Source organism: Demequina sp. TMPB413, from assembly GCF_020447105.2.
Taxonomy (GTDB): Bacteria; Actinomycetota; Actinomycetes; order Actinomycetales; family Demequinaceae; genus Demequina.
This window is the reverse complement of record NZ_CP096184.1, coordinates 1,517,657-1,542,296: the sequence shown is the minus strand read 5'-3', so window position 1 is coordinate 1,542,296 and position 24,640 is coordinate 1,517,657. Positions and strand designations below refer to the sequence as shown.

Here is a 24,640-nt window from a genome sequence, read left to right as displayed (position 1 = left end):
AACATGGGGCGTCCTCAGTCAAGAGACGAGTTGCTGGATGCGAGTGAGGCGAGCTTTGCAAAACTGATGTCGCTCGTTGACTCGCTCAGCGACGAGCAGCAGCTCGCCGAGTTCGCTTTCGAGGACCGAGACCGCAACGTGCGAGACGTGCTGGTTCACCTGCACGAATGGCACCTCTTGCTGCTCGCGTGGGTTCACTCGAATCTCGCAGGCAAGACCGCGCCGTTCCTCCCAGCCGGCTATACGTGGAGCAACTATGCGGGGCTCAACGTGGAGTTCAGGGACAGGCATTCAGAGACGACTCTTGACCAGGCGCGCCAACTGGTGGCCACTTCTCGTGCTGCAGTGCGGGCCGTCATCGGAGAGCGCACTGACGAGGAGCTGTTCACCAAGAAGCACTACCCGTGGACTGGCACGACGTCGCTCGGCGCCTATTGCATCTCCGCTACGTCGAGTCATGACGAGTGGGCGATGAAGAAGATTCGCAAGCACGCCAAGGGCGCGCCAGCATAGGTAGGAAGCGGCCGGCTGGTGGGAACTCACGGGGTGGGTGAGCAGCGACGCCAAAAGGTGATGGGAACGGCGCGAGGGCTTCACCGGACCGGTGTCACGCCGTTGGCGGGGGCAGGGGCAGGGGCAGGGGCGATGGCGGGAGTCTCGGGCGACGCCGTGAAACCGGCCGCCTTAGGGCGTGATCACCAGTTTGCCGCGCACGTGGCCGGCTTCAAGTTCGCGATAGGCGTCGGCGGCTGCCTCGAGCGGGTAGGTGCGAGCGACCTCGACCCGGAGACTGCCGTCGTCGATCAGGCGAGCCAACTCCGTCAGGCCCGCCGCATCGGGTCGCACCCACACGACAACGCCGCCTAAGCGCCTCGCGGCCTTTCCATCGGCGACGGACACCACCCTCGCTCCGTCACGCATGACGGACGCGGTTGAATCGAGCGCGCCGTCGCCGGCGAAGTCGAGGATCACATCGAAGCCGTCGGGAGAGGCGGCCCGCGCGCGTTCAGCGAGGCACTCGCCGTACTCAATAGGCGTGGCGCCCAGCGACTTCAAGTACTCGTGATTGCGGGGAGAGGCGGTCGCGACCACGGTGGCGCCGGCCAGACGAGCCAGTTGGATCGCGAAGCCGCCCACGCCGCCTGAACCGTTGTGGATCAGCACGTTGTCGCCAGCGCCGACGTGCGAGCGCCGGACACTACGCAGTGCGGTGAGGCCCACGAGGGGCACTGCGGCCGCCTGTTCAAACGACACCGACGCGGGCTTGTGAGCTAGCGCCCGTACAGGCACCGCGACCTGTTCGGCGAGCGTTCCGCCTCCAAGCACGTCCTTGCGCGCGTAGCCGTAGACCTCGTCTCCCACCTCAAACTCAGGGGCATCGGCGCCGACTCTCACCACCACGCCCGCGATGTCCCAGCCGGGAACCGCGGGAAACACGGTGTCAATCAGGCCTTCGAGGTATCCCTGGCGCGCCTTCCAATCAACGGGGTTGATCCCTGCCGCACGCATCTCGACTATCACCGAGTCTGGTCCCGGCCGCGGCTCGGGAAGGCCGGTCAGTGTGAGGACGTCTGGGGTACCGAACTCGGAGTAAGTGATGGCTCTCATGACCTATGCAACCGCCCAGTGTCGTGTCGTGTTCCGCGCTAGGGCTTTGTCGCCACGTAGACGGTCGCGGTGGCTTCGCGCCGCTGCAGCGGATTGGGAAACGTGATGACCTCGGCCACGACGTCGGCGAACACTTTGTGGAGGACGGCAAGGTAGGCGGCGTCGGGCGGGTCGTTTGACCACATCGCGTACACGCCACCTGGCCGCAGATGCGACGCGACTGCGCGCATACCTTCCACGCCATAGAAGCCGACGCTGCCGTCGTCGAGCAGGTGAGTGGGGGAGTGATCGATGTCGAGCAGGATCGCGTCGACTTGTCGATCCATGTGAGCAGGGTCGTAGCCGTCGCCGTAGGACATCCCGAAGAAGTCGCCGTGGACGAAGCGGCATCGTTGGCTAGACGTGAGTGCAGGCCCCAAGGGCACGAGTCCGCGTTCGTGCCAGTCGATGACGGGTGCCAGGAGTTCGACAACGAGTAGCTCGCCGACGTTGGCGTCTTCGAGTGCGGCGGCGGCGGTATAGCCGAGGCCAAGGCCGCCGACGACGACGGTGGGGTGCGGCTGTGCCACGCGCGCCAGGCCCAGACGGGCGAGGGCGATCTCGGCGGCGGTGAACTGACTCGACATGAGCCACTCGTCATTGAGCTTGACCTCGTACACGTCTTCGCCGGTGACGGGGTCGCGCCGCCGTCGCAGGCTCACCTCGCCGATGGGAGTGGCGCTCCAATCGAGCTCCTCAAACCTGGCACTCACGCGGACCTCCGGCTCTGCGAACAGAGTCGCTCGCCGCAGCCCACCCTAGCGGCGGTGGGGAGAGCGCGATGCGGCAGGTGTGGAAGGGGGGTGTGTGCTTGGGTGAGTGGCGAGAGTGGGAGCGCCAGGTGTGGAGGCAGCGCGCGCGTGGAGTGAGTGGCGACAGTGGGGTGCGGCAGGTGTGGAGGGTGCGCGGGTGCGCGAGACGCGCCGACCGCCTCGCCTGCCTCGCACCCACCGCATGCATGGACCGCGACGGCCCGCGAGCGCTAGCGTGACCCCGTGACCGAATCCAGCCCGCAACAGATCCTCGAGCACTGTCGCGCGTGGAGCCAGCGGGCGGCGGATCTGCAGCGCACTGCACGGGTCAAGGGCGCCGCTCCGCGCGCTCAGCACGCCTCGCCCCTCGCGAGCATTTGCGACGACATCGAGACTGCTGGGCACGACACTCTTGGCGCGGTAGTAGCGGGGCTCACGGTGTGCCTGATTCAGCGCAACAACGAGTTCACGGGATACGGAAGCGACTATCGCACCGTGTGGGCGTGGTGCGCCGAACTCTTGGTGGGAGCTGGCGTCGGCGCGCCAGCCTCCACCCCGCGGGCATCGGGAACGGTGCCCGCTGACCAGGAATGGACTGTTGGTCGACTCTTCGCCGCTGCGGCCCACGCGGTGCTCGCGTTGCCGGTCTCTGGTCAGGTTGCCGGGGTAGACAGGAACACACGAGCTCTCGCCGACGACCACGCTGCCATCACGGCCTACCTCGCCTTTCCGCTCCTCGAGCAGGTGCTGCGTGCTTCATGCCACCGGCACTTCGCACGCGGTGGGCGCATCGTCAAACCCTTCGACACCCCAGGGCAGCGCGCCAACAGGCATTACTACATCGAAGGCGGCACGTGCAGCAGCATCGGCGACTTGCTGTGGCTGTTCAGGCACCAGTACGCGCCGGTACAGATCGGCGCTGACCTCGATGCGATCGATGCCAGGCTCGCTGCCGTGGTGCCCGGCGGCTCTCCTGACTTTCGGGTGCTTCATCCCTGGCGTCACGACACGATGGACAGTGACATTGCGCTGCCAGTGATGGCTGCCGTGGCGCTGAACCTCGCGATTGTGGTGGCGCTAGCGGGGCGGGTGGACGACTTCGGTGATGCGGCGGCCGCCGCCAGGGACGCCGCGGCCAGGGGCGAGGGGCGCTACTACCCGCTCGAGGCCTAGCACGGCGCGACGGCCTGCCACCGCCCACTACGCCTGCCGCGCACCCAACGCCAGCTACGCCAGGCACGCCAGCCACCGCCCCCCCCACGCCAGCCACCGCCCCCCCCGCCAGCCACCGCCCCCCACTTCAGCCAACGCGCCCGACGTCAGCTACGCCAGCCGTGCCCGCTACGCCCGCGGCGAATCGTGCCGCGCCCCAGATTGCGCCCCGCCTAGGCTGTGCTCATGTCCCACCCGCCTGCTGGCTCGCGCCGCGCCGCCACCGGCGGGGGCATGCGCGGTCGAGGGCTGACCTCTGGGGCCGACCCCGACGCTTTGCGCGCCGAGAACGCCGCCGCACCAGAAATCCCGCACTTGTGGCGACGCGTCGGCGCCTTGTTTGTGCCGTACCGGCCACAACTCGTGCTCACGGCCGTGCTCGTGCTGGCGACCTCTGCGGCCACGGTGGTGCCACCGCTCATCGTGCAGCGCATCTTTGACCAGGCGCTCTTTCCCTCAGACGGTGTGGGCGGCATCGCGGGCCCGCGGCTGGGGCTGCTAACGGAGCTCGTTGGCCTGATGATTGCGATCTTTGTTGCGTCGGCCGGTTTGGGGGTGTGGCAAACCTGGGTGACGTCGACCGTCGGCAACAAGGTGACCGGGGACCTGCGCGTCACCCTCTTCGACCGCCTGCAACGCATGGAACTCGCGTTCTTCACCCGTACCAAGACCGGCGTCATCCAGTCGCGGCTCCAAAACGACGTCGGCGGAGTCGCGGGCGTGCTCACCACCTTCGTCTCGAGCATCGTGGGCAACACGGCCACGGTGGTGGCCTCGCTCGTCGCAATGATCGTGCTCGATTGGCGCCTCACCCTGCTCGCCGTGATCCTGATGCCCGCGCTCGTGGTGGCGCAAAGGCGCGTGGGCCTGGTGCGGCAAAGGATCGCCGCGCGCACCCAGGAATCCCTGTCGGAGATGACCTCGATCACTCAAGAGACGCTATCCGTGAGCGGCATTCTGCTCAGCAAGGTCTACAACCGCCAGCGCCTCGAGTCAGCGCGCTACGCCGCCGAGAACCGCAATCTCATCCGGCTCCAAGTCCAGCAGGCCATGAGCGGGCAGTGGTTCTTTGGCTTAGTCACCGTCATCATGTCTTCGGTGCCTGCCGTCATCTACCTGGCCGCAGGCTGGCTGTTGGCCAGGAGCGGGCAGTCGGGCGGCGAGGCGATCTCCGCAGGTACCGTTGTCGCCTTCACGACGATCCAGGCGAGACTGCTCTTCCCGCTGATGGCGCTCATGAGGGTCGCACTCGAGATCCAGACGTCGCGGGCACTCTTTGCGCGCATCTTCGAGTACCTCGACCTCACTCCGGCCATCGCGGATAGAGACGACGCTCGCGACGTTTCCGACGCCCCCGGCCCCTTGGGTGCGATCGAGTTTCGCGACGTCAGCTTTCGCTACCCCGATGCCAAGGAGGACTCGACGCCGACGCTCGACGGAGTCTCCTTCACAGCGCAGCCTGGCCAGACCCACGCCTTTGTGGGGCCCTCTGGCGCTGGCAAGACCACGATTGTGTACCTCGCGGCGCGACTGCACGAAGCGACGTCGGGCGAGGTGCGGTTCGCGGGCGAGGACGTGCGCGCCTTGGTGGCGGAGTCTGTGGTCGAGCAGGTGGGCGTGGTGACTCAAGAGACGTATCTGTTCCACGCGACGATCGCCGAGAATCTCCGGTACGCCAAGCCGGATGCCACGGATGACGAGCTCGAGCAGGCCTGCGCGGCCGCAAACATCCACGAGACCATCGTGGGTTTCGAGCACGGCTACGACACCGTGGTCGGCGAGCGAGGGTACCGATTGTCGGGCGGCGAGAAGCAGCGCATCGCCATCGCGAGGGTGCTGCTCAAGGATCCGCCGGTCTTGCTCCTTGACGAGGCGACGAGTGCGCTCGACACGGTGAGTGAGAGGGTCGTTCAGGTCGCGCTCGACAGGGCCGCCAAGGGGCGCACCACGCTGGTGGTTGCTCACCGGCTCTCGACCGTCGCCGATGCCGACGTCATCCACGTGGTCGACGGCGGGCGCATCGTGGAGACGGGCACCCACTCGGAGCTCGTGGCTGCCGGCGGGCTCTACGCACGATTGGCGGCGCAACAACTCGACTAGTGGGCCTGCGTTGCTGGGTCTGCGTTGCTGGGGCTGGGCCTGCATTGCTGGGTCTGCGTTGCTGGGGCTGGGCAATGTTGCCGCGGCTGGGGCTGGGGCCGAGCGTCCACGACCTCAACCAGGGCACTTCAGACGCTGGAGCCGTTCGCCACGGGCCGCGCCCCTACACCTGGCCGGTGAAGCCCAACTGCCTGGCGGCCTCGTAGATCGCGATCGCCGCCGAGTTGGACAGGTTGAGCGAACGGCGCTGCGGGAGCATCGGAATGCGCACCGACTGGGTGATGCGTGGGTGGCTCAGCACCTCTGCAGGTAGGCCAGTGGGTTCCGGTCCGAAAAGCAACACGTCGCCCGGTGCGTAGTCGACTTCGGTGAAGCGGGTCTGAGCCTGACCCGTGAAGGCGAAGACTCTCGCGTCTGGCAGTTCTTCACACAGCGCGGCGAACGACGCATGGATGGTGACCGTCGCGAGGTCGTGGTAGTCGAGTCCGGCGCGCCTCAAGCGCGACTCTTCCAGCGAGAACCCCAGCGGTTCGATGAGCCTCAAGGGCGCTCCTGTGCAGGCTGACAGTCGGATGGCCGCCCCGGTGTTCTCGGGAATGCGAGGCTCGAAGAACGCGATTGAAGGGAGAGCCGAGTCAGGATTCACGGCCCACAGTGTGCCACGACTCGGCAACTCAGGCTCAGCGCCGCCCTATGACCTGGCGCGCCCACCCCTCCCATGGACCTTGCCGGCACCACGAACCTGCGGTGACGGGCGACTGCCAGCACGTTGTGAGATGCGCCACACGATTCGGAAATACCCCATAAATGGGGCTACCGGTTTGGGGGGCATTTTCTTACCGTCAAAGTGGGCCCCCCGGGGCCCCTGACTCGGGGGTTTGGGCGTTGCGGGCTATCTACGCTGTCGGCGGCGCCGCGGTAGTGGCGGTGCTCGGCATTTTCGGCGGCTCAGCCGCGTGGTCTTCGAGCGACCCCGAAAACCTTGTCTCGGCTATGGTCGCAGCCGCCTCCGCTCCAGAAGAGGCCGCCCGTACCGCCGAAGTTACACCATTGACCGTACTCCTCTTGGGGGACTCATACACGGCGGGAAACGGTGCGCGAGACGAATCAGGTCGGCCGGTGTACTACGGCCCAGAGCGATGCATGCGGAGCACGGGTACGTGGGGCGAGCAGTACGCGCGAACCATGGCGCAAGAGGGTTACGCAGTCACGTTGCTGAACCGCGCGTGCTCTGCGGCGACAACGGGCGCGATCATTGCGGACCGCTCCATGCGCGACACCAGGGTGGTGAGCTACCCGGAACCGGAGCTGGCGGACGTCCCGCGGACCGACGCGTTCTACCAAGAATGGGCCGCCGCCGAGGCTCGATGCATTCCTTCACCTGGAACGGAGGAGTACTTCGCGTTCGCGGTCAACAGAGCGCCGCAGCCCGACGGCTCGATGCGCGTCTCGGTCGCGTGCGAACGGTGGCTGCCTGCCCAAACCGATGCCCTGAATAGAGATGTTGACCTGGTCCTCATGACCGCAGGGGGAAACGACGTGCACTTCCCGAACATCGCTCGAGAGTGCCTCATTCTCGCGAACCCCGGCACGTGCGAGGCAGCAATTGACGAGGCACATTCCTACGTGCGCGAGCAGTTCGCTGATGACCTGCTCTCCGTGTTTGAGCACATCGAAGAGAAGTCCGAAGGGCAATCAAAGGTGGCCTACGCCGCGTATCCAGGCCTCGAGGTCAGCGACGATCTTCGCATCACATCGGTCGGTCTCACCGGAGTCGCCTCCTACCCCGTCGCCGAACACCTTGCGGCCCTGTCCCGAGAGGGCCTTGAGGCTCAACGGGAGGCCGTTGCTCAGGCGAACGCGAGATTCGGTGATGGCTTCGTCACGCTCATGGAAGGCGTGCCGGAGCTCTTCAGCGGCCACGAGCCGGATGCCAGGCCGAGCGTCGCCAACCCCGACAGGTGGATGTACGAGTTTCTCGAAACGACCGAGCGAGACGAGTGGTATCACCTGAAGCCGGAGGGTCATCGTGCGCTGGCGGACTACGCGGCGACGTACGGCGATTTTGGCGCCGCCGACGACTCCCCGCCCGCAAGGGACGTGGCGATCGTCTTCGACCAGACACCAGGCGCCCGCGCGGCCGTGGAGTCGGCACTTCGGGATTCGGCGTTGTGGCTCGGTTCTCGCATCCATGTGGTGGAGGAACGGGTGGCGGACGACGGCGTCAAGCACGAGCGTCGCGTTCTTGCGCAGTCATCGGCGCCAGCGGAGGCGCTTGCCGCGATGAAGCACTCGTCGGCTGAGGCGTGGCGCGCGGCCGGATCGGTCAGGATCCCGTCACGGTGGAACGCCGCGGCGCAGATGGTGCACGTGGGCGACGTCGCCATGGAGTCGCAGGCGGTTGACGCGTGGTGGACGGACGGAGGTCAGGGGCTGGTCCCTTCGGTCCACGCTCAGCGTGTCGATGCGAGCCAACCGCCGGACGTTGTCAGCGCGCGCGTGAAAGAAGCTCTCGCCACCGCGGCGCAGGCGCCGCACGCATGGGCTGGCGGGGTGTACGTGGCGGCGGGGGAGCGCCTTCACCTCAATGCACAGGGGTCTTACGCTCTGGGCTCGCGCGGCGGCGGACGCCTCGACTATGCATGGGACCTTGACGGCGATGGGTTCTTTGAGGTGGAGACACCCGAGGCCAGACTGACGGTCGACACAGGCGTCGTCGAGCCGGGATGGGTGAGCGTGCGGGTGACCACAGATAGCGGGGAGACTTCGGTCGCGTCCGCTTGGGTGGCAATGCCTCCTCCTCCGGTCAGCGCCTCTACGCCGTGCGTCACGTCAGACGCAGGTGCCGTCGGCCAGAGCCAGTCCGGCAGGCGTGGTTGCAGGCCCGAGACGGGACTGATGGCTGGCCCCGCGTCGCAAGCGGTGCCGAACGCCAAGGAGCCTTCCTTGCGCGTGGTCGGCGGAGCGGCTCGAGGGGAAGCGCTCGGTGATGGTGCGGTCGAGGCGGGAGACCACCCTCTCGTCGCGCTGACGATGCTTTCCGTCTCCATGGACGAGCGGGTCACTGCCTCGTACGGCGCGCGTGCGCGCCGAGGCTCCCGCGTGAACGATCAGGGCAGAGGACGGCCGAGCGAACTCGTCCGCAGAGAGCGCGCATTGCGTGCGCTCACCTCAGACTTCGGCGCTCTGCGTTAGCCGCTCGTCTCACGGAGCGCTGCGACTACCAAATCCTCACCCGACGCTCTGAGTCGAGCCACAACGCATCCTCTTCGCTCACGCCGAAGGCCGCGTACCAGGCGTCCATGTTGCGCACGACGCCGTTGATCCTGAACTCTTCTGGAGAGTGTGGATCCGTCGTGATCTGCGTCATGAGAGCTTCGTCCCTGCGCTTGGTGCGTTCGGTGAGCGCATACGCGATGAAGTACCGCTGCACGGCGGTCAGTCCGTCGATGAGCGGCAACTCGTCAAGGGGCTGGCCTACCGCGATTTTGAGGGCCTTGAGGGCGATTTCGACGCCTGCGAGGTCGCCGATGTTCTCGCCAACCGTGAGCGCGCCATTGACCGTGTAGTCGTCGGCTAGTTGCAGTGGGGAGTATCCGTTGTACTGCTCGATGAGCACTTGCGCGCGCGCGGTGAACGCCTCGCGGTCGGCCTCTGTCCACCAGTTGTCCAGGCGGCCGGTGCCGTCGTACTTGGAACCCTGATCGTCAAAACCGTGACCGATCTCGTGACCGATGACGGCGCCGATGCCGCCAAAGTTCACCGCGGCGTCGGCCTCGGGGTTGAAGAACGGCGGTTGCAAAATGGCGGCAGGGAAGACGATCTCGTTGGCCGTCTGCAAGTAGTACGCGTTGACGGTCTGGGGCGTCATGAGCCATTCGGTGCGATCCACTGGCTTGCCGACCTTCGACCATTCCCAGGCGGAGTCGAAGCGCGAGGACGCCCTCACATTGCCGACGAGGTCATCGGCATTCGCTTCGAGCTCCGAGTAGTCGCGCCACTTCTCTGGATAGCCGATCTTGGGGGTGAACGTGTCGAGTTTGGCGAGCGCGCGTTGGCGCGTCTCGGGGGTCATCCACTCGAGTGACGTGATGGATTCGCGATAGGCGGCAATGAGGTGGGCCACCAAGAGGTCCATCTCTTCCTTGTACTCCGGCGGGAAGTGCCTGGCCACGTACAGCTGGCCAACCAGTTCGCCAACGCAGCCCTCCACGAACTGGACGCCGCGCTTCCATCGTTCGCGCTGCTGGGGCGCGCCTGACAGGACGGTGCCATAGAACTCGAAGTTCGCTCGCGAGATCTCCTGGCTTAGGTAGGCGGCGCGAGAAGCAACGATGCGCCAGCGCAACCACTGCTTCCAGTCCTCGAGGCTCGTCGCGGGAAACACGGTGCTCAAGCCCTCGAAGAAGCTGGGTTCGTACGCGATCAGGATGTCGTGAGCGGCGGCAGGCATGCCGATGGCGTCTGCCCACTTGCGCCACGGAAAGCCTCCGGCGGTCTCCTCGAGTGACGCGAGCGTCGTCGGGTTGTGTGTGAGGTCGGCCTCTCGCGACTTCACCACATCCCAGTGGTGGGCGGCGATCGCGGTCTCGACGGCCATGACGGTGTCCGCATCGAAGTCAACGGCGGTCAGATCCGCCATCCGCTTGAGGTGGGCCACGTACTTCTCGCGCACCTCTGCGTGGGCGTCCTCGCGGTAGAAGGCCTCATCGGGAAGGCCAATCCCCGACTGGAAGAGATAGACGACGTTGCGGTCGGGCTCGGATTTGTCGGCGAACACTTCGTAGCCGACGACTCCGCCGACACCGGACATCTGGAGCGCGCCCATCGTGGCCGCCAGTTGCTCGTGGCTTGTCGCCGCGTCCACCTCGGCCAGATCCGGCTGGATGGGCTGGGCGCCATCGGGATCGACTTTGTCGGTGTTCATGAAACTCGCATACAGCGCACCAGTGAGTTGGTCGCGCGGCGATTCCTCGATGATCGCGCGCACTTGCTTTTCCGCCTGGTCGTGCAACGCGTAGAACGCGCCATCGGCCGCGCGATCGTCGGGAATCTTGTGCTTGTCAAGCCACGGCCCGTTGACGTAACGGAAGAAGTCGTCCTGGGGTCGGACGGTGGGGGAAAGGGTCGAGGGGTCGATGCCGCGCTGAGTCATGAGCCCACCCTAGGTGTCGTCGCCACTCGCCACGCTGAGGTTTCGCTGATGGCGAGGACTATCGTGGCGCTATGGCAGTCACCCTGGCCGCAATGCCCGCCGAGCGGTACGACGCGTGGTTGCTTCACGCGGCCAAGGAGTACGCAGCTGATCTTGCGAGGCTCGGACATGACGCCGCCGAGGCCAAGATTGAGGCCCAACGCGACATCGAGACATACTTTCCAGGTGGCAGACCGCTGCCGGGGCACCACCTCATGGAGATTCACGATGAGGAGGACCAGCGGGTCGGTTATCTGTGGATCGGCCCGTCGACCACTGGTGCTGCCGAACAGTGGTGGCTGTGGGACGTGTTCGTCGATGAGGCTCACCGCGGCAAGGGCTACGCACGCGCAGCCCTCTTGTTGGGCGAGAAACTCGCCGCTCAGCACGGCGCCACCAGCGTCGGCTTGAGCGTCTTCGGCTTCAATACGCACGCCAAGGCGCTCTACGAATCGCTGGGCTACGCGACGACCGCGATCAAGATGCTCAAGCAGCTGAATCCAGCGGACGGACACGCGTGATTCCGACCGATCATGGGGTCGCGGCGCGCCTTCGTCGGCTGGCATGATGTGGGCATGCGCATCCACCTTGCCGCTGACCACGCGGGCTACGAGTTCAAGGAGCACTTGCTCACCCACCTCGCAGACCAGGGACACGACGTTGTCGACCACGGTGCTTTCGAGTACGACCCGCTCGACGACTACCCCTCGTTTTGCTTCTCGGCGGGCGAGGCCGTCGTGGCAGAGCCTGGGTCCCTTGGCATCGTGCTGGGAGGGTCAGGCAATGGTGAGCAGATTGCCGCGAACAAGGTGCCTGGGGTGCGAGCAGCCCTCGCGTGGAACGTCGACACGGCGAAGCTTGGCAGGCAGCACAACAATGCGAACGTGCTCGCCATCGGCTGGCGCCAGCACTCGCTTGCCGAATCGGTGGAACTCGTCGAGGCCTTCCTAGCGGAACCGTTCTCGGGTGACGAGCGCCACCAGCGACGCATCGATCAGCTTGCCGCGTACGAGGCGAGCCGCGACCGGTCGTAGGCGCAGCGCGTGATCACCCGCGTCAGCGCAGCCGACTAGAACGAGAAAGAGGTGCGCGGCGCCGTCACTGACCGCATGGCATCGCTCAAGAGGCTAGCCGCTCCAACGGTCACCTCGCGTACAAGCCCCGCATGGTGGAACGAGTCGATCGTCGGCCCGCCAAGGTAGGCCGCCGAGAGGTCCTGGATGCCGATGCCGACGTCGCTCGTCGCGCCGGGCTCGGCTTGAGTGACGGTCGCCTGCCCCGAGGTGACGGACAAGCGCCAGCGCCCGGCGTTCGCGGGGATGACGGTGTCCTCGATCTCGACCACAAGGTCGAGGTCCAAGCGGTATGTGCGTGCCATCAGTGCTGCGGGCACATCGAGAATCCGCAACCACACGTGGTCCTTTGCCTTCAACGCGAGGGCGCGCACGTCGTCGGCGAGGAGGATTGCAGGTTCGTCAATCGTCAGATTGCTCGTCGTGAAAGACGACAGCAGGTCAAGGTCAGCGAGTACCGACCACAAGCGCCGTGCCGCAGCAGGGGTCGCGGCAGCCCATTGAGAGGTTGAGCCGGTGCCGTCGGCTCCCGTATCGCCCCATGCGAGCTTGCGCTGGAAAATGGCAAACGCGGCGGGCCCTTGGTCATCCTCGACGATCATGATGCGCTTGCGCTCTTGGCCCTCACGCATCACCTCAGGATCGGCGAACTGTGCTGCCATAAGGGCCTCGCTCACCTCGAGCATCGTTCCAGGGCGCTGATCCCTGGCTATCACCGACCTCACCACAGAGGCGTGACGTGTCAGGTCCGCATCGTCGAAGACGACCTTGAGATCTTCCGAGTCGGGTACGGGTCGGAACGTTGCGCCTCGCGGCATCGTCATGGTGAGGCTAGGGCAGGCGAGCCCATAGCCGAAGCGCTGGTAGATCTTCGGCTCAGAGGCAGTCAATGTGCTGACAGGTTCCCCTCGGCCAAGCGAACGCTTGAAGTGATCATCGATCATTCCGCGTAGCAAACCGCGGCGGCGCTCGCCGGGGTGTACCCCCACCCACGTCAATCCCGATGCCGCGACGGTGCCACCTGGCACACGCATGGTGTACCCGTACGAGGAGTGGACCGCTGCCACTTCCGCCTTGTCATTCTCAATGCCTCGGCAACGGTCCCACTCGAGTTGGGAGTGAATGCCGGTGTTGACGCTTTCTGGGTGAGACATGGCGAAGGCCCACTGGTCGACCGCGAGCATCTCGTCGCGGCGGGAGAAGGGCAGGTCTACGAGGCGGTATCCCGAGGGCAGGGTCATGGATCGATACTGCCATCAGGCGCCCACTTCTGCTACGCGCACGTCTTTCGAAACGCGCAAGCTAACCTCGATGCGGTGGCGTCAGGTGGCCTGGATTGCCTCGATCTGATCCCTCAGTCGCGCGTACTCGATCTTGATGCAGCGGTTCTGCACGACCCCGAGGCCCGCGGCGCCGGCGCTGGCGGCGGCCTCGGCATTCTCGATCCCCAACTGCAACCACAGCACGCTCGCGTCGGCCTCAACGGCAGCGTCGGCGACAGGTGGCACGTCGGCCGAACGGCGGAAAACCACCACGATGTCCGGCGCGACAGGGAGTTCCGACAGCGCGGAGTAGAAGCCATGGCCCTCGATATCCGCATCGCCGCCGAAGGGATTGACCAGGTACACCTCGTAGGGGGTGTTGTTCATCAGCCACGTGGCGATTGCGTGCGACGTGCGCATGGGGTCAGGCGATGCTCCCACGACCGCGACAGCTTGCGAGCGCGCCAGGATCGCGGCGAGGACGTCGTCGGCGGGGGCCTGGTCGACACGCGGCAACGCACAGGCTTCGCCTCCACCGCCGATTGCTTCATCAGAGCTCATACCAGTAGTTAACCTCACCGAGCAGAAGACCATTCCTCGCGGCGTTCCCCTTGGAACGGGCGGTGACGGACGTTCGTAGGATGAAGGCGGGCGCGATGATCTCCTAGTTTCCCTGAGGTTTTTCGTTCCCCATGAGGAAGGGGCCCCGTCGAGAGGTGGGGCCCGTGTCATGTGACGCCAATCGACCCCGCTGGAAGACCCGTTCCAGGGCTTCCCCGCAACGAACTAGATGTAGTACATCGCCGGTTCGCGCTGCTCGTCCTCTTCGACGCGCACATGAGCATCGCCATCGTCGACGCTCGAGGCCGCCGTGTGCGCCTCCAAGTAGTTGGGGTGCTCGCGGATCACGGCGGGGATGCCCACGGCCGTCGCGCCGTTCGGCACGTCCTTGACCACGACGGCGTTCGCGCCGATCCGCGCATCGCAACCGACATACACGGGCCCAAGGATCTTTGCCCCTGCACCCACGACCACACGGTCGCCGACGGTCGGGTGGCGTTTGCCGTGACTCATGCTCGTGCCGCCGAGCGTCACGCCGTGGAACAGCAAGACATCATTGCCAACGACGGCTGTCTCACCGATCACAAGACCCATCCCGTGATCGATGAAGACCCGCCGACCGATCTGGGCACCTGGGTGAATCTCGATGCCCGTGCGGCGGCGCGCGAATTGAGAGAGCAAGCGAGCCCAGGAGCGGTGGCCCTTGCGCCACCACCGGTGAGCCACCCGGTGGTACCACAGCGCGTGAACGCCCTGGTAACTGATCGCGACGACCCAGGGCCCTGGGCATGCGGGGTCACGACGGCTAGCCGTCGCCACGTCCTCGCGTGCGAGGGCCAAGGGGGTCATGCGGTCGGTCATGTGGTGCCTCCGGGTGGCTCCTAAGCCGTGGGTGATTGAGATCAGTCCATCAAGTCGGCGTACAGAATCGAGCTGAGGTACCGCTCGCCGAAGGACGGGACGATGACGACGATGGTCTTGCCAGCGTTCTCGGGCCGCTTCGCCACTTCCGTGGCCGCGTGGATTGCCGCTCCAGACGAAATGCCCACCAACAGGCCCTCTTTGCGAGCGGCCGCGCGTGCGGTAGCCACGGCGGTCTCCGAATCCACGTCGATGATCTCGTCGTAGATCTCCGTATTGAGGACCTCGGGCACAAAGTTCGCGCCGATGCCCTGGATCTTGTGCGGCCCGGGGGCTCCGCCGTTGAGGATGGGGCTTTCGGCAGGCTCGACGCCGATGATCTGGACGCTCGCCTTCTTGGCCTTCAGTACCTCGCCGACGCCGGTGATGGTTCCGCCGGTACCAATGCCGGCGACGACGATGTCCACCTCGCCGTCAGTGTCGTCCCAGATCTCCACGGCCGTGGTCTTGCGGTGGATCTCGGGATTGGCCTCGTTCGCGAACTGCCGGGCTAGGACTGAGCCCGGGCGCTGCGCCGCCACCTCGCCGGCGGCGTCGACCGCACCCTGCATGCCTGCGGGGCCGGGCGTGAGGATCAGTTCGGCACCAAAGGCGCGCAAGAGGGCGCGGCGCTCCTTGGACATCGTCTCCGGCATCGTCAGCACCACGTTGTAGCCGCGCGCCGCGCCCACCATGGCGAGAGCGATACCCGTGTTGCCCGAGGTGGCTTCGACGATGGTGCCGCCGGGCTTCAGATCGCCAGACGCCTCGGCCGCGTCGACGATCGCGACGCCGAGGCGGTCCTTGACCGAGTTGGCAGGGTTGTAGAACTCGAGCTTGGCGAGCACAGTCGCGCCGGAGCCTTCGTTGAGCGCGTTGATGCGGACGAGGGGAGTGTTACCGATGAGCTTGGTTGCGTCATCGAAAATGCGGGCCATGGCTTTCCTTTGCGTGGGGTCGTGGAAGGGGTTCTCTGCGTGCAAACGCACATGCATCTGGATTCGATACCGGGGCGAGCGCTCACGTCGTTGCCCTGCGCGGGCGTGTGCGAGGTCAGCGCTCTAGAGACAGCAGCAGGGGCGGCTGCACATGACGACCATGGGCATGACGGCGGGAGCGGTCGCGCTGGCGACGGTGCTCACACTGCTCATCAGTTCCTCCAAGGGTCGGTGACAGGCTAGCGCCGGTGACGGCAGTGGGGCAAGCGCCACGGCGATCGCCCCAGGTTTTGTGGGGTTGCCCCCTTTTCTGGGGGCGCCAACGAGACTAGATTGAGCGAAAGCTCAGGAGCGAGCGAACGCATCACAATGAGGTGGCGGATGGCAGCACACAAGGTCGAGGCGCAGCGTGACATTCTCGCCGAAGCGATTGAGGTGTGGGCCGTGCTCACCGATCTCGACCGCACGCCTAAGGTCCTGAGGTCCGTCGAGCGCGTTGAGCGAGTCGCAGGCGAGGGCTACGACGTGGGAGTGACCTGGATCGAGGACCGTCGGCTGTTCGGAAAGACCGAGACGGAGACGCTCACGATCACTCTTGCGGATCCCCCGCGGCGTACCGTTCACGAGTCGGAATCGCACGGCACGAGGTACCGGACTGAGTACTCGTTGCACCCGTCGTCTTTGGGGACTCGGTTGCGCGTCGAGTTCAGTGCGGAGACAGGCGACAACTCCGCTGCAAAGCGCCTTGCGTGGGCGGTGTTCGGCAAGTTGGGGGCGAAAGCGACCAAGCAAGCTCTCGATGCCGACCTGGAAGACATCGCAAAGACGGTGGAGAGTCGCGCCACCCGTTAGGAGAGTCTCATGGAGTGGTTTGACCTGGGCGCCATCAATTGGTGGGCCGTTGTCGTCGCCTTTGTGTTGTCCTTCGGCTTGGGCTGGCTCTGGTACTCGCCGCAAGGGTTCTTTGTCCCGTGGAAGAGGGCCGCAGGCTTCACCGACGAGCAAATGCGAGAAGCCGACATGGGCATCGCGTTTGCAGGCACCGTAGTCGCGAACGTTTTGGGGGTGCTCCTGCTTGCGGTGCTCATGGCAGCCGCAGACGTGTCCGGCGGGTGGCAGGGCTTGGCGTTCGGCGCGATCGTGGGGCTCGTGTTTCGCGGAGGGGCGCACGCACTCCACAACGGCTTTGCCATACGCAAACCGTTGGTGACCGTGATTGATGCCGCACACGACACGGTGGCACTCGCGTTGGCCGGGCTAGTGATCGGGCTGATGTAGCGGGGCTGGCATCGCTACCTCACACCGCAAGCAGGGGAGCGGGCGACGGGAATCGAACCCGCACCATCAGTTTGGAAGACTGAGGCTCTACCATTGAGCTACGCCCGCACGAGAGTCACAAATCCTCTCGGCGCGTACTAGAGTAGCCGAGCCTGAGGCAATGAGGTAGCAGCCACGGGCCGACACGGGGTGTAGCGCAGCTTGGTAGCGCATCTGCTTTGGGAGCAGAGGGTCGCAGGTTCAAATCCTGTCACCCCGACGAAGTGAGAGAGCAGACGGAGAAGGCCGACCTACGGGTCGGCCTTCTCCGTTCTGCGAACGAACGAGGAGGGGTTGAGTGAGGCACCGCGCAAGCGGCGCCGAGGGAACACCCCGACGCCGCCCCTGGCATCGATGACGCCCTGGGCGCAACACCCCGACGCCGCCAGCAACGCTGCGGTCGCCCTTGCCGAAGGAACACCCCGACACCGCCCCTGACGCTTCAACTATCAGTGCGGAAGCCGCTGAGTTTGTGGGAACCGTCGCAATAGGGCTTGATGGTCGACAAACCGCAGCGGCACAGCGCCACGGTCTCGCGATGCCTGGGTATGGGTTGGCCAGCCGCGTCGACGAGTTCGACGTCGCCGCGCACGAGCAACGGGCCGTCGGGGTAGGGAGTGATGGTGGGGCGCTTCTCGGTCACAGTGGCCCGCCTTCGCGCAACGAGGACTCTCCCGCCGACCACGCTTCCATGATCTCCGCGCCCGACCATTCGTCGAGCGTCACGCACACCGCAGCGCCAAACATGATGTCTGCGACGAGGTCGGGCTCGTCCTCTGCCAATCCTCCCGCCAGGTCGCGCCCGGCGATCTGCTCGTGCACGGCGTCGGCCTCGACGTGCTCGTCGAAGTAGTCGGAGACGCTCGCATCGAATCCCAACCGACGAAGCCCGTCGGCATACATTTTGCTTGGCAGCGACGACGTCATCTCGAAGGCAGCGAGGTGCCCGACGACAGCGCCTACTAGTCGTGCGTCGAGCCCGAGCAGAGATATTGCGTTGAGCGCCGCCAACCCGAGCGCCGGCACCCGATCGACGTATGCGCCATAGGTGTCATCGAGACCGGCGCCACGCATGGCGTTGGCGAACATGACGGAGTGCATCCGTTCCGGACGCCCGCCGCCGTATTCATCCGCCTGAATCTCGACGAGCGCCGCCTTGGACCGGCCAGTAAGCCGGGGGATTGCCCAAGAGTGAGGGTCCGCCTCGCGCAGCGTGTACAACGAGCGATGCACCAAGAGCTCGCGAACTTGGTCGGCGGTCGCGCTCTTGGCCACGTAGCGCGCGAGGCTCGGGCCTGGCGTTGGCGCGGTGAGGTCGAAGAGGGCGCGCGCGACGGCGTCGGCGGTCGGGGCGGGGGTCTCCGGCACGAGGATGTGTTCGCGCAGTTGGCTTTCACAAGCCTCTTCGAGGAGATGCCGTGCTGATATCAATTGTGGGTCCCGCTCTGCGTCGGCGCGGATCTCTGGCACCGAGCGGTACGCCGCCGCGTAAAGCGTGAAAAGAGCGAGTTGCACGTCATCGTCTCGCAGCACGTCGGGCGACGCTGAGATGGCGTCACGTGCACGATCCACGATGTCGCTGTCCGTCGAGCCTGTCACTGCGCGCAGCACAGCCGAACTGAGGGGGCCTCGTGCTTCGAAGGGCAGGGGAGGGGCGAGGGTGACAACTGCCGTACGGGACATGGGGTTCTCCATCTGGTGGGCCAGGGCGCGAGTCGCGCCGTCATCGAAGGAGGAAACGCCATCCCGCGAAACAGATATTCCGGACACCGAGCGCCGGTGACTACAGTGAGTTCCCGTGCAAGACGGAGAAACCGGCGGGCCCGGCAGCGAAACAACGTCTCCGTGGAGACGCGCCGTCCTCGTGGTCGCCGCCCTCAACCTCGCGTACTTCGTCATTGAGTTTGTGGTTGCCAGAGTCATCGGCTCGGTGTCGCTCGTGGCGGACAGCGTCGACTTCCTTGAGGACGGCGCCCTGAACCTGTTGATCTTCTTCGCCGCCGTGTGGTCCGTGCGCCGCCGCGCACGCGTGGGACACGCGCTCGCGATCATCATTTTGGTTCCCGCCCTTGCCACCGTGTGGATCGCGATTGCGAAGATCGCCAACCCCTCCACTCCTAGCGTCGTCGCGCTCTCGGTGACGGCTTTCGGGGCCCTGCTGGTGAACCTCCTCTGCGCCTCGGTGCTGGTGCGCTATCGCCATGCCGGAGGCTCGCTCGCGAAGGCGGCGTGGCTGTCCGCCAGGAACGACGCGCTCGCCAACCTCGGCATTCTTGCCGCCGCCGCAGTGACGCTTGTGTGGGCGTCGGGATGGCCAGACATCGTGGTCGGGCTCGCCATTGGCGCGGTCAACGCCGACGCCGGGGTGAAGGTGTGGAGGGCGGCCTCCAAGGAGCGTCTTGAAGCCCGCTCGGCGCGACCCTGAGCGGGTGCCTGCCAGGCGCGCAGAATAGGCGACCACGTAGTCTGGAGGAATGACTTCCTCGATATCTGCACCCTTGCCCGTGGTCGAACCCGCTACTCAGGACGAACTGCCCGCCGTGCATTCCGAGATCCTGGAACCCTCATTTCCCGCCTATGAACTGATGACCCTTGAGCGCCTCACCTCGGAGGTCGAGCACGGTGATACGTCCGTCCGCGTGATCCGCGGGGACGATGGCGAACTCGCCGGCTGCGCCATCGGCACCTGGTACGAAGAGGCGCGGGTTCTGCTCCTCGACTACCTCGCACTCCGCCCTGGCGCCCGCGGGGGAGGGCTTGGCAGCGCGCTCCTGGGCTCCAGCGTCGCCGCATGGTCGGAGCAGTACGACCCGTGCATTGTGCTGGCAGAGGTCGAACACCCCGGTCACCACGACCCCCACCCTCAGCACGGCGACCCAGAAGCTCGGCTGCGCTTCTATGCCAGGGAGGGCGCCCGACTGTTGCCCTTGCCGTACTTCACCCCCGGCGTCGGCGAAGGGATGCCCCGCGTCGGCGGCATGATGCTTGCCGTCCTCCACGCCCACCCCGACCTCTTGGGCGACCACGACGAAGAGATCGCCTCTGAACCCATCGCCACGGTGCTTCACCTTCAAGCGGGTGACGAAGCCACCCACGACGAGGCGCAGACGGAACTCATCGCCGCAGCAGGTGCGAAGCCGACGCTGCCGCTCTTGCGCGCGGACCGCGTCGGCGACGTACCCATCGGCATCCCCGACTGAGACCAAGCGGCCCCGGCCGCGGATGGCCAGGTGGCTCTCGATTGGGGTCGACGCGCCTCAACCAGTACGATTGGTGGGTTGCCCGGAAGCACGATCGATCCGCACACGCCCGGCCCCCCATCCACACATCAGGAGAAGTTTGTGACCAGCGCCCTTGAGAAGATCGACTCCACCACCGTGAAGATCACGGTCACGCTGTCGGAGGAGGACATCGCTCCCGCGATGGAGCACGCCTACGAGCACATTGGCCGCGAGGTGACGATCCCCGGCTTCCGCAAGGGCAAGGTGCCTGCGAAGATTCTCGAACAGCGCGTCGGCAAGGGTGCCGTCATTGAGCACGCCGTGAACGACGGCGTGCCCGGTTGGTACGCAGAGGCCATCGAAGAGCAAGCGGTGCGTCCCTACGGCCAGCCCGAGATCGAGGTCACCAAGCTTCCCGGCATCGTCGAAGGCGACGAGGGCATCGAGTTCATCGCAACGGTCGAGGTGCGCCCCGACATCACGCTGCCCGCCCCAGCCGACCTGGTGATTGAGGTCGCCCCCATCGAGGTCAGCGACGAAGACGTTGAGGAGCGCATGACCGCGCTGCGTGAGCGCTTCGGCACCCTCGTGGCCGTCGACCGCGCCGCCGATGCTGGCGACTTCGTCACGCTCGACCTGAACGCCGAGATCAACGGCGAGGCCGTCGACGCCGTGCAGGGAACGTCGTACCAGGTGGGTACAGGCACCATGATCGAGGGACTTGACGACGCCGTGACGGGCCTGTCCGCTGGCGAGTCGGCCACGTTTGAAGGCCCGCTTGCCGCGGGAGACTTCGCGGGCGAACCCGCCACGATCTCCGTCACCGTGACGGCCGTGAAGACCCGCGAACTGCCCAAGGCCGATGACGACTTCGCTCAGCTCGCTTCCGAGTTCGACACGGTTGACGAGCTGAAGGCCGACTTGCGCGAGCAAGCAGCGCGCATCAAGACCAACAACCAGGCCATGGAAGCGCGCGAGAAGCTGCTCCAGGTCCTCACTGAGAAGGTCGGGGAGTTCGACCTTCCCAGCAAGATCATCGAGTCAGAGGTGCACAACCACCTTGAGAACGAGAACCGCCTCGAGGACGAGGAGCACAGGGCAGAGGTGACGGACCGTGCCAAGGAGGCCCTTCGCACGCAGATGCTGCTCGACAAGGTCGCTGAAGACCTTGAGATCGACGTCCAGGAGAACGAACTCGTTGACTACTTGGTCAACGCTTCGCGCCAGTACGGCACCGACCCCGGCACGTTCATCCAGCAGGTACAGCAGTCAGGCCAGATCCCCGCGATCGTCGCCGACGTTGCCCGGTCGAAGGCGACCGCCTACGCCTTGAGGCGTGCCACCGTCCAGGACACTGACGGCAACCCCGTCGACCTGAAGGCCATCATCGGTGGCCTCGAAGACGAGACGGCACCGCAGGCCGACGCCGCAGAAGACTCAACCGAGAAGTAGCGCCAACCGGCGCTCGACGCTCAGGCCCGGACCCCCACTGGTGGGTCCGGGCTTTTGCGTTCAGTGAGGTTACCCAGCCTCCGCGCGCGTCGCCGGTGGGGCCGGCTCGACCGCTCGATAACTGGTCGTCTTGAGGCGGCCCTCGCCGGCATCGTCCCCGTTCACCCGATAGCGAAAAGGGGGGTAAAACGTCATGTCGGGGGCCCTCGCTCGCGTTAGTGTCGAGGCAATGTCCACAAGGAGGCACCACGTGAATGAGATCACCGCGCGAGCCGACGTCGGCGGGATGGGCCTGAACGACTCAATCTTCAACCGACTGTTGCGAGAGCGCATTATCTGGCTGGGCGACGAGGTCCGCGACGACAACGCGAATGCCATCTGCGCGCAGATGATGCTGCTGGCCGCAGAAGACCCTGACAAGGACATCTACCTGTACATCAACAGCCCCGGTGGCTCGATCACCGCCGGCATGGCGATTTACGACACCATGCAGTACATCAAGCCAGACGTCGCCACGGTGGCCATGGGAATGGCAGCCTCGATGGGTCAGTTTCTGCTCTCGTCAGGCGCGCCAGGCAAGCGCTACGCGACGCCGCACGCCAGGGTCATGATGCACCAGCCGTCCGGCGGCATCTACGGCACCGCGACGGACATCCGTATCAACGCGGAACTCATCATGCACATGAAGAAGGTGCTGGCTGAGTTGACCGCGGCGCAGACGGGCAAGTCCGTCGAGCAGATCAGCAAGGACGCGGACCGCGACCGCTGGTTCACTGCGCCAGAGGCGCGGGAGTACGGCTTTGTCGACAAGGTCATTACGAACGCCGCCGAGGCTGGCGACAAGTCCCAGGGAGGCAAGGCGTGAGCGACGACTACAGGGCCCTGCAGGCGGCCGCAAGGACCGCAGGCGGCTTCAACCGCATGAACCACTTTGCGTCGGACAATGGTGGACGCGCCCCGGAGGCTCCCGGCGCGCGGTACATCCTGCCCCAGTTCGAGGAGCGCACCTCGTACGGCACGAAGGTGCGCGACCCTTACTCGAAGCTGTTCGAAGACCGCATCGTGTTCCTTGGCGTGCAGATTGACGACACGTCGGCCGACGACATCATGGCGCAGTTGCTTGTTTTGGAGTCTCAGGACCCGGAGCGCGACATCACCATCTACATCAACTCGCCGGGCGGATCCCAGACGGCGCTGACCGCGATCTACGACACGATGCAATACATCAAGCCGCAGATTCAGACGGTGTGCCTAGGCCAGGCGGCCTCCGCAGCAGCGGTCTTGTTGTCGGCCGGTGCGCCGGGGAAGCGCCTTGCGCTGCCCAACGCCCGCGTGATGATTCACCAGCCGCGCCTTGAGGGCGGTTCGCGCGCGCAGGCGTCGGATATCGAGATCTACGCGGAGGAGATCCTGCGGATGAGGGAGTGGCTCGAAGCGACTCTTGCTCACCACACGGGTCAGACGGCCGAAAAGATACGTGACGACATCGAACGCGACACATTCCTGAGTGCTCAGCAGGCGAAGGATTATGGCTTGGTCGACCAGGTACTCCAATCCCGTAAGGGAGCGGCGGACCTGCCGCCAGCGTCGCCGCCGACCGCCTAACGGCGCGTCGGCGCGCGCCGCGAACGGAGCGCGGCTAGCCTGGATCGACGGCCCCAGGGAAGGAGCGCTGCATGACGAGGCCCACCGATAGTGGAGACCTGCTCAAGTGCACCTTCTGCGGTAAGACGCAGAAGCAAGTGCGCAAGCTCATTGCGGGCGGAGCCGTGTACATCTGCGACGAGTGCGTCGGTCTGTGCAACGAGATCCTTGACGAGGAGTTTGCCGAGGCGGCAGAGGCCGAGCTCACCGAACTTCCCAAGCCGCGCGAGATCTTCGACTTCCTCGGCGAGTACGTGGTGGGCCAAGAGCCCGCGAAGCGTGCTCTGGCCGTAGCGGTCTACAACCACTACAAGCGGGTGCGTGCAGGCGAGACCAAGGGCGACGAGGGCATTGAGATCGCCAAGTCGAACGTGCTCTTCATCGGGCCAACGGGTACCGGCAAGACGTACCTCGCCCAGACGCTCGCCAAGATGCTCAACGTGCCCTTCGCCATTGCCGACGCTACCGCGCTCACCGAGGCGGGCTACGTCGGCGAAGACGTGGAAAACATCCTCCTCAAATTGCTGCAGGCCGCCGACTACGACGTCGACAAGGCCCAGCGCGGCATCATCTATATCGATGAGATTGACAAGGTGTCGCGCAAAGCCGAGAACCCTTCGATCACTCGCGATGTCTCCGGCGAAGGAGTCCAGCAGGCGCTCCTGAAGATCCTTGAGGGCACCACCGCCGCAGTGCCGCCGCAGGGCGGGCGCAAGCACCCCCATCAAGAGTTCATCCAGATCGACACCACTGATGTGTTGTTCATCCTTGGTGGCGCCTTTGCGGGGCTTGAGGAGATCATCTCCGCCCGCGTTGGCCGCAAGGGGATTGGCTTCGGATCGCAATTGAAGGAGGCGGACAACTCGGACTTGTTCGCCCAGGCCACACCAGCCGACCTGCACAAGTTTGGCCTCATCCCCGAGTTCGTGGGGCGCATGCCAGTGATCGCGACCGTGTCGCCACTCGACGTTGACGCGATGGTCTCGATTCTCACGGAGCCGCGCAACGCACTGGTCAAGCAGTATCAGCGCATGTTTGAGATTGACGGTGTCGAGCTCGAGTTTGACGAAGGTGCTGTGCGCGCGATTGCCGAGCAGGCGTTGTCTCGCGGCGCTGGCGCACGCGGGCTACGCGCCATTCTTGAAGAGGTCCTGCAGGACACGATGTTCGAGGTGCCGGGTCGTTCGGATGTGGCGCGCGTGTGCGTAACGCGCGACGTGGTTCTTGATCGCGTGAAGCCTGCCTTCCACCCGCGGGTGCGTGACGCGAGCGATGCGAAGGGACAGCCGGCGCTTGCCGCTCAGCCAGACGAGGGCGCCGCGTAGGCCGCTACGCCCGCCACCCGTCCCCGCACCCGCCGGGCCCCC

General features: G+C 65.6%; 24 protein-coding genes and 2 tRNA genes. 15 read left to right on the top strand and 11 right to left on the bottom strand.

Annotated elements, in window-relative coordinates:
• Window positions 1-3: 3 nt before the first annotated feature.
• Complete coding sequence (locus LGT36_RS07500; protein ID WP_226095595.1) at window positions 4-513, top strand: ClbS/DfsB family four-helix bundle protein; 510 nt, start codon at window positions 4-6, stop codon at window positions 511-513.
• Between the two features lie 171 nt (window positions 514-684).
• Here LGT36_RS07500 and LGT36_RS07495 read toward each other — a convergent pair whose 3' ends face one another.
• Complete coding sequence (locus LGT36_RS07495) at window positions 685-1,608, bottom strand: NADP-dependent oxidoreductase (protein WP_226095594.1); 924 nt, start codon at window positions 1,606-1,608, stop codon at window positions 685-687.
• 38 nt (window positions 1,609-1,646) lie between these two features.
• Window positions 1,647-2,360, bottom strand: coding sequence for a spermidine synthase (locus LGT36_RS07490; protein ID WP_226264584.1), 714 nt, complete (start codon window positions 2,358-2,360; stop codon window positions 1,647-1,649).
• A 282-nt stretch (window positions 2,361-2,642) separates the two neighbouring features.
• Here LGT36_RS07490 and LGT36_RS07485 point away from each other — a divergent pair, with 282 nt between their 5' ends.
• Together LGT36_RS07485 and LGT36_RS07480 are read left to right on the top strand one after the other, a co-directional pair.
• Window positions 2,643-3,572 carry a hypothetical protein gene (locus LGT36_RS07485; RefSeq protein WP_226096852.1) on the top strand — a complete coding sequence of 310 codons (930 nt, stop codon included), beginning with the start codon at window positions 2,643-2,645 and terminating at the stop codon, window positions 3,570-3,572.
• A 225-nt stretch (window positions 3,573-3,797) separates the two neighbouring features.
• A complete protein-coding gene (locus LGT36_RS07480) occupies window positions 3,798-5,711 on the top strand; it encodes an ABC transporter ATP-binding protein (RefSeq protein WP_370634299.1) in 1,914 nt (637 codons plus the stop codon).
• 163 nt (window positions 5,712-5,874) lie between these two features.
• On the opposite strand, the gene LGT36_RS07475 is transcribed toward LGT36_RS07480, so the two are convergent.
• Window positions 5,875-6,357: a tRNA (cytidine(34)-2'-O)-methyltransferase gene (locus tag LGT36_RS07475; RefSeq protein WP_226096853.1), complete on the bottom strand. Its 483-nt coding sequence runs from the start codon at window positions 6,355-6,357 to the stop codon at window positions 5,875-5,877.
• Between the two features lie 161 nt (window positions 6,358-6,518).
• On the opposite strand from LGT36_RS07475, the gene LGT36_RS07470 reads away from it, so the two are divergent.
• Entirely contained in the window at window positions 6,519-8,906 is a 2,388-nt protein-coding gene (locus tag LGT36_RS07470; RefSeq protein ID WP_371922739.1) for an SGNH/GDSL hydrolase family protein, read from the top strand.
• Window positions 8,907-8,931: 25 nt separating this feature from the next.
• Here the strand turns inward: LGT36_RS07470 and LGT36_RS07465 are convergent, their stop codons facing one another.
• Window positions 8,932-10,866 (bottom strand): M13 family metallopeptidase, encoded by a 1,935-nt coding sequence (locus LGT36_RS07465; RefSeq protein WP_226096855.1) that lies wholly within the window; start codon window positions 10,864-10,866, stop codon window positions 8,932-8,934.
• A gap of 71 nt (window positions 10,867-10,937) precedes the next feature.
• On the opposite strand from LGT36_RS07465, the gene LGT36_RS07460 reads away from it, so the two are divergent.
• Window positions 10,938-11,426 carry an N-acetyltransferase gene (locus tag LGT36_RS07460; protein ID WP_226096856.1) on the top strand — a complete coding sequence of 163 codons (489 nt, stop codon included), beginning with the start codon at window positions 10,938-10,940 and terminating at the stop codon, window positions 11,424-11,426.
• 54 nt (window positions 11,427-11,480) lie between these two features.
• Window positions 11,481-11,939, top strand: coding sequence for a ribose-5-phosphate isomerase (locus tag LGT36_RS07455; RefSeq protein ID WP_226096857.1), 459 nt, complete (start codon window positions 11,481-11,483; stop codon window positions 11,937-11,939).
• A gap of 35 nt (window positions 11,940-11,974) precedes the next feature.
• On the opposite strand, the gene eis is transcribed toward LGT36_RS07455, so the two are convergent.
• From eis to cysK, 4 genes are all read right to left on the bottom strand, one after another.
• Window positions 11,975-13,219, bottom strand: a complete 1,245-nt coding sequence (gene eis, locus LGT36_RS07450; protein ID WP_226096858.1) for an enhanced intracellular survival protein Eis — start codon at window positions 13,217-13,219, stop codon at window positions 11,975-11,977.
• Between the two features lie 81 nt (window positions 13,220-13,300).
• Window positions 13,301-13,801: a CoA-binding protein gene (locus LGT36_RS07445; protein WP_226096859.1), complete on the bottom strand. Its 501-nt coding sequence runs from the start codon at window positions 13,799-13,801 to the stop codon at window positions 13,301-13,303.
• 225 nt (window positions 13,802-14,026) lie between these two features.
• Entirely contained in the window at window positions 14,027-14,662 is a 636-nt protein-coding gene (gene cysE / locus LGT36_RS07440) for a serine O-acetyltransferase (protein ID WP_226096860.1), read from the bottom strand.
• Between the two features lie 41 nt (window positions 14,663-14,703).
• A complete protein-coding gene (cysK, locus tag LGT36_RS07435) occupies window positions 14,704-15,639 on the bottom strand; it encodes a cysteine synthase A (protein ID WP_226096861.1) in 936 nt (311 codons plus the stop codon).
• Between the two features lie 381 nt (window positions 15,640-16,020).
• Between cysK and LGT36_RS07430 the strand changes: the two genes are divergently transcribed.
• A complete protein-coding gene (locus LGT36_RS07430) occupies window positions 16,021-16,491 on the top strand; it encodes an SRPBCC family protein (protein WP_226096862.1) in 471 nt (156 codons plus the stop codon).
• Window positions 16,492-16,500: 9 nt separating this feature from the next.
• Entirely contained in the window at window positions 16,501-16,917 is a 417-nt protein-coding gene (locus LGT36_RS07425) for a DUF1761 domain-containing protein (RefSeq protein ID WP_226096863.1), read from the top strand.
• 37 nt (window positions 16,918-16,954) lie between these two features.
• On the opposite strand, the gene LGT36_RS07420 is transcribed toward LGT36_RS07425, so the two are convergent.
• Window positions 16,955-17,025, bottom strand: a tRNA-Gly gene (locus LGT36_RS07420).
• A gap of 77 nt (window positions 17,026-17,102) precedes the next feature.
• On the opposite strand from LGT36_RS07420, the gene LGT36_RS07415 reads away from it, so the two are divergent.
• Window positions 17,103-17,176, top strand: a tRNA-Pro gene (locus LGT36_RS07415).
• Between the two features lie 222 nt (window positions 17,177-17,398).
• Here the strand turns inward: LGT36_RS07415 and LGT36_RS07410 are convergent.
• Both LGT36_RS07410 and LGT36_RS07405 read right to left on the bottom strand, forming a co-directional pair.
• Entirely contained in the window at window positions 17,399-17,599 is a 201-nt protein-coding gene (locus tag LGT36_RS07410) for a CDGSH iron-sulfur domain-containing protein (protein WP_226096864.1), read from the bottom strand.
• The gene (locus LGT36_RS07405; RefSeq protein WP_226096865.1) at window positions 17,596-18,639 is read right to left on the bottom strand and encodes an iron-containing redox enzyme family protein; all 1,044 of its coding nucleotides are present in this window, start codon (window positions 18,637-18,639) and stop codon (window positions 17,596-17,598) included. The genes LGT36_RS07410 and LGT36_RS07405 overlap by 4 nt, the downstream gene beginning before the upstream one ends.
• Window positions 18,640-18,754: 115 nt before the next feature.
• On the opposite strand from LGT36_RS07405, the gene LGT36_RS07400 reads away from it, so the two are divergent.
• The 6 genes from LGT36_RS07400 (at window position 18,755) to clpX (ending at window position 24,598) form a co-directional block, all read left to right on the top strand.
• Window positions 18,755-19,381 carry a cation transporter gene (locus LGT36_RS07400; RefSeq protein WP_226096866.1) on the top strand — a complete coding sequence of 209 codons (627 nt, stop codon included), beginning with the start codon at window positions 18,755-18,757 and terminating at the stop codon, window positions 19,379-19,381.
• Window positions 19,382-19,430: 49 nt separating this feature from the next.
• Window positions 19,431-20,156 (top strand): GNAT family N-acetyltransferase, encoded by a 726-nt coding sequence (locus LGT36_RS07395; RefSeq protein ID WP_226096867.1) that lies wholly within the window; start codon window positions 19,431-19,433, stop codon window positions 20,154-20,156.
• A gap of 141 nt (window positions 20,157-20,297) precedes the next feature.
• Window positions 20,298-21,629, top strand: coding sequence for a trigger factor (tig, locus tag LGT36_RS07390; protein WP_226096868.1), 1,332 nt, complete (start codon window positions 20,298-20,300; stop codon window positions 21,627-21,629).
• A gap of 229 nt (window positions 21,630-21,858) precedes the next feature.
• On the top strand, window positions 21,859-22,494 hold the full coding sequence (locus LGT36_RS07385; protein ID WP_226096869.1) for an ATP-dependent Clp protease proteolytic subunit: 636 nt from the start codon (window positions 21,859-21,861) through the stop codon (window positions 22,492-22,494).
• Between the two features lie 56 nt (window positions 22,495-22,550).
• Window positions 22,551-23,234 (top strand): ATP-dependent Clp protease proteolytic subunit, encoded by a 684-nt coding sequence (locus LGT36_RS07380; protein WP_226096874.1) that lies wholly within the window; start codon window positions 22,551-22,553, stop codon window positions 23,232-23,234.
• 71 nt (window positions 23,235-23,305) lie between these two features.
• A complete protein-coding gene (gene clpX / locus LGT36_RS07375) occupies window positions 23,306-24,598 on the top strand; it encodes an ATP-dependent Clp protease ATP-binding subunit ClpX (RefSeq protein ID WP_226096870.1) in 1,293 nt (430 codons plus the stop codon).
• Window positions 24,599-24,640 lie beyond the last annotated feature (42 nt).

What these genes read in the sequence shown, in the direction of transcription:
- LGT36_RS07395 (WP_226096867.1), top strand. Translation starts at nt 19,431, where the DNA reads ATGACTTCCTCGATATCTGCACCCTTGCCCGTGGTCGAACCCGCTACT.
- LGT36_RS07385 (WP_226096869.1), top strand. Translation starts at nt 21,859, where the DNA reads ATGTCCACAAGGAGGCACCACGTGAATGAGATCACCGCGCGAGCCGAC.
- LGT36_RS07465 (WP_226096855.1), bottom strand. Translation starts at nt 10,866, where the DNA reads ATGACTCAGCGCGGCATCGACCCCTCGACCCTTTCCCCCACCGTCCGA.
- eis (WP_226096858.1), bottom strand. Translation starts at nt 13,219, where the DNA reads ATGACCCTGCCCTCGGGATACCGCCTCGTAGACCTGCCCTTCTCCCGC.
- LGT36_RS07425 (WP_226096863.1), top strand. Translation starts at nt 16,501, where the DNA reads ATGGAGTGGTTTGACCTGGGCGCCATCAATTGGTGGGCCGTTGTCGTC.
- LGT36_RS07380 (WP_226096874.1), top strand. Translation starts at nt 22,551, where the DNA reads ATGAACCACTTTGCGTCGGACAATGGTGGACGCGCCCCGGAGGCTCCC.
- LGT36_RS07495 (WP_226095594.1), bottom strand. Translation starts at nt 1,608, where the DNA reads ATGAGAGCCATCACTTACTCCGAGTTCGGTACCCCAGACGTCCTCACA.
- cysE (WP_226096860.1), bottom strand. Translation starts at nt 14,662, where the DNA reads ATGACCGACCGCATGACCCCCTTGGCCCTCGCACGCGAGGACGTGGCG.
- LGT36_RS07480 (WP_370634299.1), top strand. Translation starts at nt 3,798, where the DNA reads ATGTCCCACCCGCCTGCTGGCTCGCGCCGCGCCGCCACCGGCGGGGGC.
- LGT36_RS07445 (WP_226096859.1), bottom strand. Translation starts at nt 13,801, where the DNA reads ATGAGCTCTGATGAAGCAATCGGCGGTGGAGGCGAAGCCTGTGCGTTG.
- LGT36_RS07460 (WP_226096856.1), top strand. Translation starts at nt 10,938, where the DNA reads ATGGCAGTCACCCTGGCCGCAATGCCCGCCGAGCGGTACGACGCGTGG.
- clpX (WP_226096870.1), top strand. Translation starts at nt 23,306, where the DNA reads ATGACGAGGCCCACCGATAGTGGAGACCTGCTCAAGTGCACCTTCTGC.
- LGT36_RS07500 (WP_226095595.1), top strand. Translation starts at nt 4, where the DNA reads ATGGGGCGTCCTCAGTCAAGAGACGAGTTGCTGGATGCGAGTGAGGCG.
- LGT36_RS07405 (WP_226096865.1), bottom strand. Translation starts at nt 18,639, where the DNA reads ATGTCCCGTACGGCAGTTGTCACCCTCGCCCCTCCCCTGCCCTTCGAA.
- LGT36_RS07470 (WP_371922739.1), top strand. Translation starts at nt 6,519, where the DNA reads ATGGGGCTACCGGTTTGGGGGGCATTTTCTTACCGTCAAAGTGGGCCC.
- LGT36_RS07430 (WP_226096862.1), top strand. Translation starts at nt 16,021, where the DNA reads ATGGCAGCACACAAGGTCGAGGCGCAGCGTGACATTCTCGCCGAAGCG.
- LGT36_RS07455 (WP_226096857.1), top strand. Translation starts at nt 11,481, where the DNA reads ATGCGCATCCACCTTGCCGCTGACCACGCGGGCTACGAGTTCAAGGAG.
- cysK (WP_226096861.1), bottom strand. Translation starts at nt 15,639, where the DNA reads ATGGCCCGCATTTTCGATGACGCAACCAAGCTCATCGGTAACACTCCC.